The 2,076-nt window shown below is 71.7% G+C and carries 2 protein-coding genes; one reads left to right on the forward strand and one right to left on the reverse strand.

Annotated features, from left to right (window positions below; all coding sequences use genetic code 11):
• Positions 1-392: TetR-like C-terminal domain-containing protein (locus tag Pma05_RS28500; protein ID WP_203860582.1), on the forward strand; the 392-nt coding region annotated here is incomplete at its 5' end.
• Between the two features lie 51 nt (positions 393-443).
• Here Pma05_RS28500 and Pma05_RS28505 read toward each other — a convergent pair.
• Positions 444-1,832, reverse strand: coding sequence for a glycosyltransferase 87 family protein (locus Pma05_RS28505; RefSeq protein ID WP_239313290.1), 1,389 nt, complete (start codon positions 1,830-1,832; stop codon positions 444-446).
• Positions 1,833-2,076: the final 244 nt, after the last annotated feature.

The raw sequence follows: 2,076 nt of genomic DNA on the forward strand, positions 1-2,076 counted from the left end.
CCGAAGCCGAAGCCGAAGCCGAAGCCGAAGCCGAAGCCGAAGCCGAAGCCGAAGCCGAAGCCGAAGCCGAAGCCGAAGCCCAGCCTGTTGCTGGCGTCAAGGCCGAAGCCGTCGCCCAAGCCGATGCTGGCAGCCGGGCCGAAACCGACGTCGGTGCTGGGGACGGACCCGTCGGCGAACCCGGCGCGGCCCTCGACCGACACCTGGCCCGCTATCGGCAGTGGGCCGGCGAGCATCCCGCCTCGCCGGCGGCGCTGCGTCGCGCACTCGTCTTCTGGACCCGCCTGCACGGCGTGGTCAGCCTCGAGGTCGCCGGTCACTTCACCGGGATGGGTTTCGACCCGGCCCTGCTCTACGCCACGGAGATCCACGCCACCATCGACCTGGCGTAACCACATCGGTGACAGGGCGCTGCCTTGGCCGTGCCGTCGATCTCGATACCGCTACGGCTTTTTCTCGGGCTCCGACTCACGTTCGGGCGGCTCGGCACCGGGTGGGAGTGGTACGTCGTGCTGCCGGAGGTCCCCCGGAAGGCCGGAGACGGGGCGGGCCGGACCGGATCTCCCGGCCCGGCGCAGGTGGATCGGCAGGTAACCGAGCCCGGCGAGGCCGACCAGCACGTAGAGATTGCTGTAGAGCAGGCCCCAACCCTGGAAGTGCAGGTCCCAGCCGTGCAGGCCGGCGAGCACCCAACTGGTGCCGGCGACGAAGACGAGCCAGGTCAGGCCGGTGGCCGCGAGCCCGAGCCGGCTGCGGCCCCGCCACGACCGTACGGCCAGCAGCACCAGCGCGGGTACGCACCACACCCAGTGGTGGTGCCACGAGACGGGTGAGACCAGCACACCGGTCGTCGCGCAGGCGAGGACGCCGAGCAGGTGCTCCCCGGCCCGGGCGCAGTACACCGCGACCGCCATCCCGAGCACCGCGACCAGAGCGGCCACCGGAAGCCAGCCGGTACGTGGATCGGCGGAGTCGGTCAGCCGGGCCAGCGCACCGGCCAGCGACTGGTTCAGGATCGTCCGGGGATCGGCGGTGACCCGGGAGGTGTCGAAGAGAGCGCCCGTCCAGAACCGTACCGAGTCCTCCGGCCGCCAGGCGAACCCGAGCGCGACGGTGCCGGCGAACGCGGCGACGGCGGTACCCGCCGCCCGGAACCGACCGGTGGCGAGCAGGTACACCACGAAGACGAGCGGGGTGAGCTTGATCCCGGCGGCGATCCCCACGCCGAGACCGGACCACCGGCGTCGCGGGTCGCCGGTCACGTCGAGCAGTACGAGCAGCATCAGGAAGAGCCCGACCTGGCCGGCCTGGAGGTGCCCGGACACCGCGAACATCGGCAACGTGACGGCTCCGCCGGCCAGCGTCGCCAGCGCCCGGCGCTCCGGCGGCACGCCGGCCGCGCGGAGCGTCACCCATACCACCGCCAGCAGCGCGAGGACCGAGGCGAATGTCCACACCCCGACGGCGACCGTCATGCCGACCGGCACGAGCGGCTGGAACAGCAGCGCCGCGAAGGGCGGATAGGTGAAGCCCAGCGAGATGCCGTCCGTGCCCAGATGGCTGGCCTGGTAGAGGCCGCCGTCCCCGGACGCGGCTGCGGAGGCTCCCGCGTGGTATGTCGCGAGGTCGCCCCAGAAGCTCCCGGTGCTGTGGTGCACCGCCAGCGCCGCGGCGGCGACCAGCAGCGGGAGCAGCACCAGCCCGGCTTTCGCGTACGCCTGCCGACGCGGGCGGCGGCGCGGCCGGGTCGGCGTCGGTGTGGTCGGGTCCGGCCGGCGGCGCGGCGGATGTCCGGCCTCGTCCGGGTTGGCGCCCAGGAAGGTACTGGTCACGGCGCTTCCTCCGAATTCGCCGAGCCGGTCGTCCGCATCCGGTGTCCCGCAGCGGTAGGGACCAAAAGTAACAATCTCCCCTCTACCGTTCCTGGATCGAGTGTTGATCACGCACGGTTCCGATCGTGCGCCAAACCGGTCGAAGCGCACGGCGGGCTGATCGGCATTGTTCACACGTATCGCCCGACAATCCGGATGACACGTCCGGTTGGATCCCGCGCTCCGTGATCAACTCGACCCCTGT

The organism is Plantactinospora mayteni (assembly GCF_016862935.1).
Lineage (GTDB): Bacteria > Actinomycetota > Actinomycetes > Mycobacteriales > Micromonosporaceae > Plantactinospora > Plantactinospora mayteni.